The organism is Inquilinus sp. (genome assembly GCF_039594555.1).
Taxonomy (GTDB): domain Bacteria; phylum Pseudomonadota; class Alphaproteobacteria; order DSM-16000; family Inquilinaceae; genus Inquilinus.
The window spans coordinates 1-12,362 of the sequence record NZ_JBCNNF010000201.1; the positions used below are offsets into that span (position 1 = coordinate 1).

Consider the following 12,362-nt stretch of genomic DNA (forward strand, 5'->3'; position numbering starts at 1 on the left):
GCCATCACGTTCATCGGCTCCATCGCCGAATGGGCCAGGATCGGCATGCGGTACACGGCATCGACCCCGCCGGCGCCTGCCACGGGCTCGGCGATCGTTCCGGCCTGATGCGCTACCAGCGCCTCGCCATCCGTCATCGCGGCATCGATCCGGCGCTCCAGCTCGGCACTGGTCAGCCCGCCATTCGGTCCCGGATCCCAGGTGATGCGCAGGGCGGCCAGCCCCTTGCGCGCGGCCCCGGTGTGGTCGGCCACGACCGCGACGGCATCGCTCAGCCGCACCACCTGGCGCACGCCCTTGACCCGCAGCGCGTCGCCGTCCTCCACCGCCTTCAGCGTCCCGCCGAAGCTCGGGCAAATCGCGAGCGCCGCGAACCTGACGCCCGGCGGATGGGCGTCGAGCCCGAACCGGGCCATGCCGTCCACCTTGTCCGGCGTGTCGAGGCGCGGCGCCTCCCGGCCGATCAGCCTGAACTTGGACGCCGGCTTAAGGGCGACCTCCTGCGGCACCGTCTCCTGCGCCGCCTTTGCGGCCAGCGCGCCATAGGCGATGCGGCGGCCGCTTTCGGCATGGACCACCGCGCCGGCCTCGGCCCGGCAGGATTCGGCGGGAACGCCCCATTCACGCGCGGCGGCGGCGACCAGCATCGTCCGGGCCACGGCGCCGGCACGGCGCATCGGCTCCCAGAAGCCGCGGATGGTGACGGAGCCGCCGGTGATCTGGTCGCCGAGCATGGGATGCGCGTAGCGCGCGGGATCGGCCGGGGCCGGGACAGCCCGCACCTGGTCCAGCGGCACCTCAAGTTCCTCGGCGAGCAGCGTGGCGAGACCGGTGTAGACGCCCTGCCCCATCTCGGCGGACGCGATCACCAGCTCGATCGGCCCGGCCGGCGGGATGCGGATGAACGGGTTGAGAGGGAGCGGCTCGGCGGTCTCGGCCCCCGCGGCGAAGCGCGGGCCAATGACGAAGCTGCCGCCGGCCAGGGCGACGGAAATCAGGAACGACCGGCGCGAGACCTGGCCGGAGACGGTGACGGCGAGGATGCCCATCTCAGTGGCCCTCCCCGGTCGCCGCCGCGCCGGCGGCGCGCTTGATCGCCGCGCGGATGCGCGGATAGGTGCCGCAGCGGCAGATGTTGCCGGCCATCACCGCGTCGATATCCGCGTCGGTCGGCGCGGGATTGGCCGCGAGCAGCGCCGTCGCCGACATGATCTGGCCGGACTGGCAGTAGCCGCACTGCACCACCTCCTCCGCCAGCCAGGCCTGCTGGATGCGGGCGCCGGCCTCGGTCGCGCCGACCGCCTCGACGGTGGTGATCGCAGCCGATGCGGCGTCGGCGATGGGCGTGACGCAGGACCGCACCGCCTGCCCGTCGAGATGCACCGTGCAGGCGCCGCACATGGCGATGCCGCAGCCGAACTTGGTCCCGGTCAGCCCGATGACGTCCCGCAGCACCCATAGCAGCGGGATATCGCCGTCCACGTCGACGGAATGGGACGTGCCATTGACGTTGAGGACATAAGTCATCGATGAAATCCCCTTCCGATCAAATGCGCCGTGGTGATGTCTTCCGGCTCCGCCGCCCGTGCGATCCCGAGCGTCAAGCCCGGGTTTCGCCATCGCCCCCGTCATGCCGCCGCCTTCTCGCGCATCTCGGCCGGCAGGGTTTCCCAGGCGCGGACGACCTCGCCGACGGAGGTCAGCTGCATCTTGTGCATGGCCCTGCTGCGATGGAGCTTCACGGTGACCTCGCTGATGCCGAGGTCATAGGCGATCTGCTTGTTGAGGCGCCCTAGGGCCACGGCGGACATCACCTGCCGCTCGCGCAGGGTCAGGGTGCTGTAGCGATCGGCGTGCAGCCGGGCGACCCGGGTCTTGGCACGCCGTGCGGCATCGATCGCGATGCCCGCCATCACCGCGTCCAGCAGCGTCTGGTCCCGCACTGGCTTGGTGAGGAAATCGACGGCCCCGGCCTTCATCGCCTGGACCGTCATGGGGATGTCGCCGTGGCCGGTGAGAAAGATGATCGGCTTGGAGTTGCCGCTCTGGGCCAGACGCCGCTGCAGATCGAGACCGCTGGTCCCCGGCATCCGCACGTCGAGGATCATGCAGCCGGGAACATCCAGCAGGTCGGCGTCGAGGAAGTCCTGGGTCGAAGCGAACGATGCCGGCTGAAACCCTGCCGACAGGATCAGTTCGGACAGCGCCTCCCGAATGAACTCATCGTCATCGACGATAATGACGAGCGCGGGCTCCGCCTCGATCCTGCGCTGCGGCGATGGCAATGCCCGCCTTCCCTGGAGCGGCTGGTCGACATACATGATCACCCTCCATGTCTCGGTTGCGTGAAAGCGCCGCCGCAGGCCAAATCGGCCCTCGCCGTAGTGCCGGCGCGTCGGATGTCGTGCAGGGGTCCGGCCGACAGCTCACGCTGAAGAGTGCTGTGGCTCCGGGCCGAAACGGCCGCCCTCACCGAGCTTATCGTCTGCCGGTTTCGGACATCCGCCCGACCCGCTCCTGTCTGCATCGACTCTGACGCCGGTCCCCGGGGCGCACCAGTTAGGACTCGTTAAGCCGGGTTAATCGGCATGCCGTGGAGGCGGCCGGCGCGGATGCGCTTCCCTGGCGCGAAAGACGCGACGACAGCGGCTCCCGCCAGGGTCTCCGCTCGCGCGGCAACGCGTCGTTGCCGCTCGAATCCGGCGCGGGCCAATCCAGGCAAGATCAATCCTTCCGGCGGGTCAATCTGCCGAAAGCCTGCCAAGTCTCGCCATCAGGATCGAAGCACCGATACCAAGATATAATTCGGGAACGGCAAGGCACCGACTATTCTCAGTCTCGCCGCGGTTCCTCCCCCAATGCGGCACGTGGCTCTCATCCCCCCTGAAGCGGCCACGCACTCGATGCGCCGCCTTAACCCCCGGCGGCGCCAGCGGCCCGGCCACACGAGTTGAAGCCTCGCCTGCGGCCGGGCCGCAATTCTTCGGCCCAAGAGGCCCGATCCGGTGCGCCATCGGCATCGCCAGGCCACCAGCACCCGAATTTACCAGTCTTAACTCGAACCGGCCTTCGAACCGGCGCAGCATCCCGTCATCAAGGCGCCTTCGGGAGCCGCCGATGCGTGACGCGGTGAGCTGCGGACCGACCATCGCAGAACACGTTGGACATGCGCTCGCATGAGGCTGCTGCCGGACCCGTCCCAAGCTCCGATATCGCGAGCCGAGGTCATGGAATGAGCGACGCAGGTTGGGTTCTCGAGCCTATCACGCAGGACTTTCTGGACACGGTCGGCGAGACCCCCTACCTGCGCCACCTGTCGCCGGGCGAAGCACGCCGCGCGCTGGCCCGGATTCAGGCCGGTGCCGTCGGCCGTCCCTCTGCCGATATCGAGGACATATCATTCCCGGTCGGGCCGACCGGGGTTGTGGCCGTCAGGGTCGTCCGGCCCAGCGACGCGCAGCGAACGCTCCCGGTCATCGTATATGTCCACGGGGGCGGCTGGTGCTTCGGAGGGGCCGACACCCACGACAGGGTCGTGCGCGAGCTGGCCGTCGCGGTGGGCGCGGCGCTGTTCTTCGTGGAGTACGACCGTTCGCCCGAGGCACGGTATCCGGTCGCGCTGGAGCAGATCTATGCCGTCACCGCTCATGTCGCCGCGCATGGCGAGAGCCTCGGTGTCGACCCGACCAGGCTTGCGGTCGTCGGCGACGGCGCGGGCGGCAACCTGGCCGCCGCCGTCGCTCTCCTCGCGATGCAGCGTCGTGGTCCCAAGATCGATCTGCAGGTCCTGTTCTATCCAATCACGGATGCCGATTTCGCCACCCCCTCGTACCAGGCCTTCGCCGACAGCCCCTGGCTGACCAGAAGTGCGATGGAACGGTTCTGGGACGCCTACCTCCCGGACACCGCCGCGCGAAACGAGATCACCGCCTCGCCCCTGCGAGCCTCCGTCGACCAGCTGCGCGGATTGCCCGATGCGCTGGTCATCGTCGCGGAGAACGACGTGCTTCGCGACGAAGGCGAAGACTATGCCCGCCAGCTCCTTCGCGCCGGCGTGCGGGTCACCTCGGTCCGATACAACGGCACCATTCACGGCTTCGTCATGCTGAACGCGCTGGCGGATACGCCGGCGACGCGAAGCGCGATCGCCCAGGCGGTCGCCGCCCTGCGCTCCGTCCTGGATTGAGGTCCGGCCACAGGCACCGGCAGCCTCCGGCGCCGGGACATTTTCAGTGAGGGACAGATGATATCGCATTCCTATCACGCGACGTCCGGACAGATCCCCCGCAGCCCCCTCCCGGCGATCGGCTTTGCACCGAGCACGAGCGCGCCCTCGCCACCGAGTGCCGACGGCACCCCGACCGTCTTCATCATCGACGACGACATGTCCATCCGCGAATCCCTTGCCGACCTCATCCGGGTCTCGGGCTGGCGGGCGGAGGCGTTCGGATCCGCGCTCAAATTCCTGGAACGCCCGCACGTGCCGGTCCCGAGTTGCGTCATCCTGGACCTTCGGCTTCCCGATCTGAGCGGCTTCGAGCTGCAGCAGCGCATCGCGGCGGAGCGCAACGAGATGCCGATCATCGTCCTGACCGGCTGCAGCGATGTCCCGATCGTGGTCCGGGCGATGAAGGCCGGCGCGACCGAGTTCTTCACCAAGCCGTGCAATGACGAGGAGCTGCTGACCGCGATCGGCCGCGCCCTCGAGGCCAGCAGGACCAAGCTGGGGCATGAGGCGGAGTTGCTTGCCCTCCGCCGGCGCCACGAATCGCTCAGCGGTCGCGAGCGGGAGGTCATGGCCCTGGTGGTCACGGGGCTGCTCAACAAGCAGATCGGCTTCGAGCTGGGCATCAGCGAGATCACCGTGAAGGCCCATCGCGGCAGGGTCATGCGGAAGATGGAGGCGCACTCCCTGGCCGACCTGATCACCATGGCGGCGAGGCTGGGCCTGCGCCGCCACTGAGGAACGGCCATCCACCGCTACAGCTTCGTCGCGCCTTCGGCCAGGCCCTTGAAGAACAGCTTCTGGGCGAATGCGAAGGCGATGATGCCGGGGGTGGTCACGATGATGTACACGGCCGCGAGATTGGGCCAGGACCAATGGCCCTGGCCGCCCTGGGCCACGGCCAGGACGACCGGCATCGTCCGCCGCGCCTCGTCGTCGATCAGCGTCGCGCACAGCAGATACTCGCCCCATGCGGCGACGAAGTTGACGATGAAGATGACGACGAGACCGTTGCGCACCATGGGCAGGCCCACCATCCAGAGCGTCCGCCAAGGGCCGGCGCCGTCGACCCGCGCGGCGTCGATGACCTCGCGCGGGACCAGCTGGAACATGCTGCGCATGATCAGCACGCTGATCGCCAGCTGCAGGGTGACATAAGGCAGGATCAGCCCCGCGGTGTTGTTGAGCAGCCCGAGCCAGCGCTGGGTCTCGTAGATGCTGATCAGCGACACGACGCGGACCGGGAAGTAAAGCGAGACCAGCAGGATCGTCAGCACCAGCCCGGTGCCGCGCGGCTTCAGGTGCACCAGCGCATAGCCGGCCAAGACGGCGCAGGCCATGCTGATCAGCACCGAGCCCAGGGTGACGTACACGCTGTTGAACAGGTTGAGCGGCAGCGTGGCGACCCGCTCGAACACATAGGCGTAGCTGCCGAAATCGAGCTGCCGCGGCACGAAGCCGCCGCGCATCGCATCCGGCAGCGTCTTCACCGACAGCAGCAGCACCCAGGCCAGCGGCAGCAGGATGATCAGCAGGAACAGGTTGATCACCGCATGGCGGGCGACCGCGGCCCGCCTGCGCCGGGACCAGCCCGGCCGGGCCGGCTCGCGATGGGTGGGTCCAAGGGTCATCGGTAGCTCGATCCCACCATCAATCCTTCGCCCGGAACAGCCGGAGCAGCAGCATCATCACCAGCATCATGGCGACCGCGCCGATCATCCCGATCGCCGCGGCGTAGCCCTGCCGCCACAGGCCGAGCTTGAAGGCCTGGTCGTACATGAACATCGTCCAGGTGTAGGTCGGCGAGGCGCGGTTGAAGCCGCCGAAGATCAGATACTCGTCGATCACCGCCATCGAGGTGCCGAAGCGCAGGACGACCAGCACCATCATGATCGGCGCCAGCCGCGGCCGGGTGATGTGCCAGAAGATCTGCCACTCATTCGCCCCGTCGATGCGCGCCGCCTCCGGCTGATCCCTGGGGATCGTGGCGAGGCCGGCGAGGAAGAAGATGGTGTGGTAGCCGAGGCCCCACCACACCTCCATGATCGCGATCGCGGGCAGGGTCAGCGGCGTCCCGCCCAGCCATTGCGGCGCGTTCTGCAGGGTGAACAGGCCGAGCGTGTCGACCAGGAAGTGGTTAATCGGGCCCGCCTGGTAGTTGTACATCCACTTCCACAGCACGAAGACCAGCGTGCTCGGGATCACGGCCGGGATCAGCAGCACGACGCGGTAGCAGGTCGCCAGCCGCGCATCCGACACCCGGTCGATCAGGATCGCCAGCAGCAGCGGCAGAATGATCGTCCCGGGCAGGAACATGACGGTGAACAGTGCGGCGCGCCCGAGGCCGGCCCACAGCAGCGGATCCTGCAGCGCATCGGCGTAGTTCCCGAGCCAGATCCAGCTGGCCGGCTGGCTGGAGAGGAACTGGTAGTCGGTAAAGCTGATCCAGAGGACGCGCAGGACCGGATAGAGCTGGTATAGGGCGAAGAAGGTCAGGGCCGGCAGCAGGAACAGCCACGGGCCGGCGGACCGGCGCAGCTGCACCGCCTGGCGGCTCAAGGGAACCGCCGCCGCGGGGTGATAGAGAGTCGTGTCGTCCATGCCTGCAGAATCATCCGATCGAAGCCCGGCGCCCACCATCCGCGAGGGCCAGGCCCCCGGCAAGCCGCGGTTCGGCGAGCCGGTGCGACGGCCCGCGCGTCAGCCCTTCTTCACCTCGGCGGCGACGGCTTCGGCGACCTTCTGCATGGCCACCTTCGGATCCGCCTCTTCACCCTTGAGATAGGTCTCCCAGATCGGCTTGCCGATGACGAATTGCTGCAGCCCGAACAGGTGGTTGCTGATCGCCTTGGCCCGGTCGAGCTGGTCGCGCACCAGGGTCACGAAGTCCGGCATCCAGTCGGGCTTGTCGGCACGCCATTCGGCGTAGATGGATTTGTAGGGCGGCAGCTGCCCCGGATGGCCGCTCGGGGTCCCGACGATGGAATCCTTCCAGATCTGCCGGTCATAGGTCAGGGCCTTGACGTATTCCGCAGCCTTCTCCTTGTTCTGGCCGTGCTTGAACAGGGCACAGCCCGTCGTCCAGAACACGGTCGAGCCCGCGCCATTGGCGAAGCTGGGCAAGGGGCCGAGGTGCAGCGCCTTGGGGTCGTCCCAATTCGCGGCCATGCGCAGCGGCGCGTTGAAGTATTTGAAATAGAGGCCGACCCGCTGGGCGGCGAAGGCCGCCTCGTCGGGGGTGCCGGCGATACCGGCGTCCGACGTGCCTTCGAGCAGTATGTCGGGATTGGCGAGCGGCATGATCCGCTTCATCAGCTTCAGCGCCTCGATCGCCGGCTCGCTGGTGAAGTCGAACAGGCCGTCCGACGTATAGACCTGCGGGCTCATGCTGTGCGCGATTGGCGCCAGCGAGCGCCATCCATGGCTGTCGAAGGTGGCCCCCCATGGCGCCGCCTGCTTGTCCATGATCGTCTTGGCCGCCGTGATGAATTCGTCCCAGGTCGCGGGGGCGGCATCGGCCACGCCCGCCGCGCCCGTCAGGCCCGAATGCCATCCCGTGCCGATGACGTCGAGACAGAACGGCCAGTTGTAGAGCTTGCCGTCGATCGTGCATTCCTCACGGATCGATGGAATGAGATCGTCGATCACGTCCTTCGGGATGTAATTGTCCCAGGGTTCGATCACGCCGGCCTTCACCAGGGCCGACATCTCGACGAAGGGCGTCTGCCCGACATAGACGTCCCAGGTGCTTTCCTGATTCTTCGCCTCCGCGACGAAGCGTTCGATGCCGAATCCCTCGACCGGCGCGATCTGGTAGTTGAGTCCCGGGAACCTGGCGTTCACGGCGGCAATGCCGGGATGGAAGTTCTGCAGCCACTGATAGATCGTGGGGGTCAGCGGGCGGTCCGCCGCATAGGCTACGCCGCCTCCGATCTTGGCAACGGCCCCGATTCCGGCCATGCCGAGCCCAGCCGTAACACTGCGCGCGATGAAGTCGCGCCTGCTGATACTGGCCGAATACTGAGGGGAAAACTTCACCTCTCGGAGGAATTCATGCCCTTTGCGGATCACCATTGAATGCCTCCCCAATTATGCCTTTTGTCCAACATTAAAGTATTCCATGATTCCGGCGGCCAGGCAATGCGGGCGCCCCGCCTCCTGGTCGTCCGCACCGGGCGTTGACCGTGCCCGCCGTTCGCGGGACGATACGGGTGTGGCCGGCCAGGACGGAGCCCGTATGGCTTTGGGTGAGGCGTCTTGCAAGCGCCGTCAGACTCACGAGCCGAAGGGGTGAAGGGTGACCGGGTACGGGGCCGAGAAGCCGAGCGAAATTTCCTTTGGCGCCTTCCGGCTGCGGCCTGCCCAACAGCTGCTGCTCGAAGACGACAAGCCGGTTCACCTCGGCAGCCGGGCGCGCGACATCCTGGTCGCCCTGCTCGAACGGCCGGGCCAAATCCTGAGCAAGCAGGAGCTGCTCGACCGCGTCTGGCCCGACACCTTCGTGGAAGAGGGCAATCTGAAGGTCCATGTCGCCGCCCTGCGCCGCGCTCTCGGCGACGGGCAGGCCGGGAAGCGCTTCATCGCCAACATCCCGGGACGCGGCTACAGCTTCGTGGCGCCCGTCGATCACGGCTCCGCGCCAGGCGGCGCCACTCCGCCGGCCGAGAGGGTCGAGGCACGGCAGGACCTGCCGATGCCGCTCACGCGCATGGTCGGCCGGTCCGACACCGTGGCCGCCCTGTCCGCGCAGGTCACCCGCCAGCGCTTCGTCACCATCGTCGGCGCCGGCGGCATCGGCAAGACGACCGTTGCGGTCGCCGTGGCCGACACCCTGGCCGGCAGCTTCAAGGACGGCGTCCGCTTCGTCGACCTCGCCCCCCTCTCCGATCCGCTGCTGGCGCCGGGCGCGCTGGCCACCGTCCTCGGCGTCGGACTGGGCTCGGAAAAGCCGCTGTCGAACGTGATCGCCTTCCTGCGGGAAAAGGCCATACTGATCGTGCTCGACAATTGCGAGCACCTCATCGAAGCCGCCGCCAGAATGGCGGAGGACATCCTGAAGGGCGCCCCGTGGATCCATATCCTGGCGACCAGCCGGGAAGCCCTGCGGTCCGAGGGCGAGCGCGTCCACCGGCTCGCGCCGCTGGCCTTTCCGCAGGGCGGCACCGAGCTCACCGCCGCCGAGGCGCTGGCGTTTCCCGCGGTCCAGCTCTTCGTCGAGCGGGCCGCCGCCTGCCTCGATGCCTTCGAGCTCGGTGACGCCGAGGCCCCGCTGGTCGCCGAGATCTGCCGGCGCCTCGACGGCATCGCGCTGGCCATCGAGATCGTGGCGGGGCGGGTCGACACCTTCGGCATCGCCGGACTCGCGGCCCGGCTGGACGAGCGCTTCAGCCTGCTGCTGCGCGGCCGCCGTACCGCCCTGCCCCGCCACCAGACCCTGCTCACGACGCTCGACTGGAGCTATGCCCTGCTGCCGGAGCTGCAGCAGGTCGTGCTCCGCCGCCTGGCCGTGTTTGCCGGCATGTTCACCATGGAATCGGCCAGCGCCGTCCTGGCCGACGGCGACACGCCCGCCTCCGAGATCGTCGACGCGATCGCCGACCTGATCGCCAAATCCCTGGTCACGGCCAGCGTGGACGCCGCCGTCGCGCTGTACCGGCTGCTCGACACCACCCGTGCCTATGCGCTGGTCAAGCTCGACGAATGCGGCGAACGCGACCGGTTCGCGCGACGCCATGCCGAACATTACCGAGCGTTGCTCGAGCAGGCCTATGGCGAATGGGAGCGCGAGCCGGCAGCCGACTGGCTGCAGCGCTACCGGCACAACATCGACAATGTCCGAGCTGCGCTCGACTGGGCCTTCTCTCCCGCGGGTGATGTGGAGGCCGGCGTCGCCCTGACAGTCGTCGCCATCCCGCTGTGGTTCCACCTCTCGCTCACCAGCGAATGCGAGGAGCGGGTCGACCGCGCCCTGGCCGCCCCCGCGGCCACCCGCAGTCTCGACCAGGAGATGCGCCTGCACGCGACGCGGGCCTGGTCGCTGATGCAGACGAAGGGGCTGGGGCCGGACACGCTGGCGGCATGGCGCCGGGTGCTGGAGACGTCCGAGCAATTGCAGAACCGCGACTACCAGCTGCGGGCGCTGTGGGGCCTGTGGTCCGGCCTGCTGAACAAGGGCGGGTTCCGCGAGGCCCTGGCGCTGGGAAGAAGGTTCTCCGAGCTTGCCGGAAACGTCGGCGACAAGCTCGGCATCCTGGTCGGAGACCGGATGGTCGGCTACATCCTGCATCTCCTGGGCGAGCAGGCGGAGGCCCGGCACACCATCGAGCGCATGCTGGGCCGATACGAAGTTCCGGTCATCGGCGCCCAGATGATCCGCTTCGTGTTCGACCAGCGCGCCATGGCCCGATGCTTCCTCGCCCGCATCCTGTGGCTGCAGGGCCGGCCAACGCATGCCGTGCAGATGGTCAGGAGCATCGTCGATGGCGCCGCCAGTGGGAACGATACCCTCACCCTCTGCCAGGTCCTGGTCCATGCCGCGTGCCCCGTGGCCCTGTTCGTCGGCGATCGGCCGCTGGTCGAGCACTATGTCTCCATGCTGATCGACAATGCGGCCCAGGGACTCGCCTTCTGGCAGGGCTGGGGCCGGTGCTTCCGGGGCGTCCTGCGGATCAAGAGCGGCGAGCTCGATCGCGGGCTGGCCGAACTCGAAGCCGCCCTGGCCGAGCTGCGCGAGATCCAGTACGGCGTCTATTACATCGTGTTCCAGAGCGAGTACGCCGCTGCGCTCGGGCTGGCCGGAAACATCGGCGAAGGGCTGGCGGCGATCGACGAAGCCCTGGCGCGATCCGAACAGAATGACGAGCGGTGGTATTTCGCCGAGATCCTCAGGATCAAGGGCGAGCTGATCCTGTCCTACGGCGCGCCCGACGGGCCGCGCGAGGCCGAGCTGTACTATCACCGGTCGCTCGAATGGGCCCGCCGGCAGCAGACGATCGCATGGGAGTTGCGGACTGCGACGAGCCTGGCGCGGCTGTGGAAGGACCAGAATCGAGCCGGCGAGGCGCTGGCGCTGCTGGCTCCCATCCATGACCGCTTCGGCGAAGGCCAGGACACGCATGATCTCGTGGTCGCGCAGGAGCTGCTGCAGGAGCTCCGGGCCGGCAGTTGACGCCGTCGATATCGGGCCCGGACTCACCATCTGTCGACGGGTTCGCGGTCGACATGCAGCACCTTCCCGGTGATCTGCGGCGCCTCGGTCAGGAAGACGACCGCATCGACGATCTCCTTCGTCATCGAGGGGCAGCGCATCGCCGGCGGCGTCTCGAGCAGGATGTCCTGATCGGCCGATCGGGACGATGCCGCATCGATGCCGGGCGCCACGATGTTGACGCGGATCCCGTCCTGCGCGTGTTCGATCGCGATGGTCTTGGAGGCCGCTTCGACACCGCTTGCGGCGATGATCGCGACGGACGCATTGAGGCCAGGGATCGTCCGGCCGCCCGAAGGGGAGGTGATGGTGACGATGCTGCCGCCGGTTCCCTGCGCCAGCATCTGCCGGACGACCAGCTGGGTGAGGTGCAGGAATCCGTCGAGGTTGGTCGACATGAGATGGCGCCAGTCCTCGACCGTGGTGTCGATGAACGGCTTGGCGAAGAAAATCCCGGCACCGTTGATCAGGGCGTCGATTCGCCCGAAGCGTGCCACCGCGGTGCCGGCGACGGCCCTGGCCGTGTCCGGATCCGCGATATCCCCGGCCACGCAGGCCAGCCGATCCGAGCGCAGGTTTCCCGCAGACCGGCCGGTCTCCGAAGACGCCGCGACGACGTTGTAGCCGCGCTCGAGGAAGGTGCCGACGAGGCTCGCGCCGATCTCCTCCGACGCGCCGGTGATCACAATCGTTCTGTCGCGATCCATGTCATCCTCCGGTGGCCGTGCGTCGGACCGCGTCCACAACCTCGCGGGTGAACCGGGCGTCGCCCGGTTCGATGTCGCCGGACAGCCTCGCAGTCACCTCCTGCAGCACCCAGCCGTTGCCGTCGGGATCGCTGAACGAGGCGTAGGAGGCGTAGCTCTTTCGCTGCGGATTCGACCCCATGGCCACGCCGCTTCGATCGGCATGGTGGAACACGCCGCTGGG

Annotated in this window: 12 protein-coding genes; 3 read left to right on the forward strand and 9 right to left on the reverse strand. The window is 68.1% G+C overall.

Annotation, left to right across the window (positions count from 1 at the left end):
- From ABDW35_RS20745 to ABDW35_RS20755, 3 genes are all read right to left on the reverse strand, one after another.
- Positions 1–1,049 (reverse strand): molybdopterin cofactor-binding domain-containing protein (locus ABDW35_RS20745; protein ID WP_343715786.1); only part of this gene is annotated, 1,049 nt, incomplete at its 3' end.
- A gap of 1 nt (position 1,050) precedes the next feature.
- Positions 1,051–1,527, reverse strand: a complete 477-nt coding sequence (locus ABDW35_RS20750) for a (2Fe-2S)-binding protein (RefSeq protein ID WP_343715787.1) — start codon at positions 1,525–1,527, stop codon at positions 1,051–1,053.
- Positions 1,528–1,628: 101 nt separating this feature from the next.
- The gene (locus tag ABDW35_RS20755; protein WP_343715788.1) at positions 1,629–2,321 is read right to left on the reverse strand and encodes a response regulator transcription factor; all 693 of its coding nucleotides are present in this window, start codon (positions 2,319–2,321) and stop codon (positions 1,629–1,631) included.
- Positions 2,322–3,232: 911 nt separating this feature from the next.
- Between ABDW35_RS20755 and ABDW35_RS20760 the strand changes: the two genes are divergently transcribed.
- Positions 3,233–4,186 carry an alpha/beta hydrolase gene (locus ABDW35_RS20760; RefSeq protein WP_343715789.1) on the forward strand — a complete coding sequence of 318 codons (954 nt, stop codon included), beginning with the start codon at positions 3,233–3,235 and terminating at the stop codon, positions 4,184–4,186.
- A 74-nt stretch (positions 4,187–4,260) separates the two neighbouring features.
- On the opposite strand, the gene ABDW35_RS20765 is transcribed toward ABDW35_RS20760, so the two are convergent.
- Positions 4,261–4,392, reverse strand: a complete 132-nt coding sequence (locus ABDW35_RS20765) for a hypothetical protein (protein WP_343715790.1) — start codon at positions 4,390–4,392, stop codon at positions 4,261–4,263.
- Here ABDW35_RS20765 and ABDW35_RS20770 point away from each other — a divergent pair.
- Positions 4,385–4,963: a LuxR C-terminal-related transcriptional regulator gene (locus ABDW35_RS20770; protein ID WP_343715791.1), complete on the forward strand. Its 579-nt coding sequence runs from the start codon at positions 4,385–4,387 to the stop codon at positions 4,961–4,963. The genes ABDW35_RS20765 and ABDW35_RS20770 overlap by 8 nt on opposite strands.
- A gap of 17 nt (positions 4,964–4,980) precedes the next feature.
- Here ABDW35_RS20770 and ABDW35_RS20775 read toward each other — a convergent pair whose 3' ends face one another.
- The 3 genes from ABDW35_RS20775 to ABDW35_RS20785 all read right to left on the reverse strand — a co-directional run bounded on the left by ABDW35_RS20775 (position 4,981) and on the right by ABDW35_RS20785 (position 8,185).
- Positions 4,981–5,856 (reverse strand): carbohydrate ABC transporter permease, encoded by an 876-nt coding sequence (locus ABDW35_RS20775; RefSeq protein WP_343715792.1) that lies wholly within the window; start codon positions 5,854–5,856, stop codon positions 4,981–4,983.
- A gap of 19 nt (positions 5,857–5,875) precedes the next feature.
- Complete coding sequence (locus tag ABDW35_RS20780) at positions 5,876–6,826, reverse strand: sugar ABC transporter permease (RefSeq protein WP_343715793.1); 951 nt, start codon at positions 6,824–6,826, stop codon at positions 5,876–5,878.
- Between the two features lie 99 nt (positions 6,827–6,925).
- Positions 6,926–8,185, reverse strand: a complete 1,260-nt coding sequence (locus ABDW35_RS20785) for an extracellular solute-binding protein (RefSeq protein WP_343715794.1) — start codon at positions 8,183–8,185, stop codon at positions 6,926–6,928.
- A 337-nt stretch (positions 8,186–8,522) separates the two neighbouring features.
- On the opposite strand from ABDW35_RS20785, the gene ABDW35_RS20790 reads away from it, so the two are divergent.
- Positions 8,523–11,393, forward strand: a complete 2,871-nt coding sequence (locus ABDW35_RS20790; protein ID WP_343715795.1) for a winged helix-turn-helix domain-containing protein — start codon at positions 8,523–8,525, stop codon at positions 11,391–11,393.
- Positions 11,394–11,416: 23 nt separating this feature from the next.
- Here the strand turns inward: ABDW35_RS20790 and ABDW35_RS20795 are convergent, their stop codons facing one another.
- Both ABDW35_RS20795 and ABDW35_RS20800 read right to left on the reverse strand, forming a co-directional pair.
- Positions 11,417–12,118, reverse strand: coding sequence for an SDR family oxidoreductase (locus ABDW35_RS20795; RefSeq protein WP_343715796.1), 702 nt, complete (start codon positions 12,116–12,118; stop codon positions 11,417–11,419).
- Between the two features lie 22 nt (positions 12,119–12,140).
- A partial coding sequence (locus tag ABDW35_RS20800; RefSeq protein ID WP_343715797.1) for a hypothetical protein occupies positions 12,141–12,362 on the reverse strand: 222 nt, incomplete at its 5' end.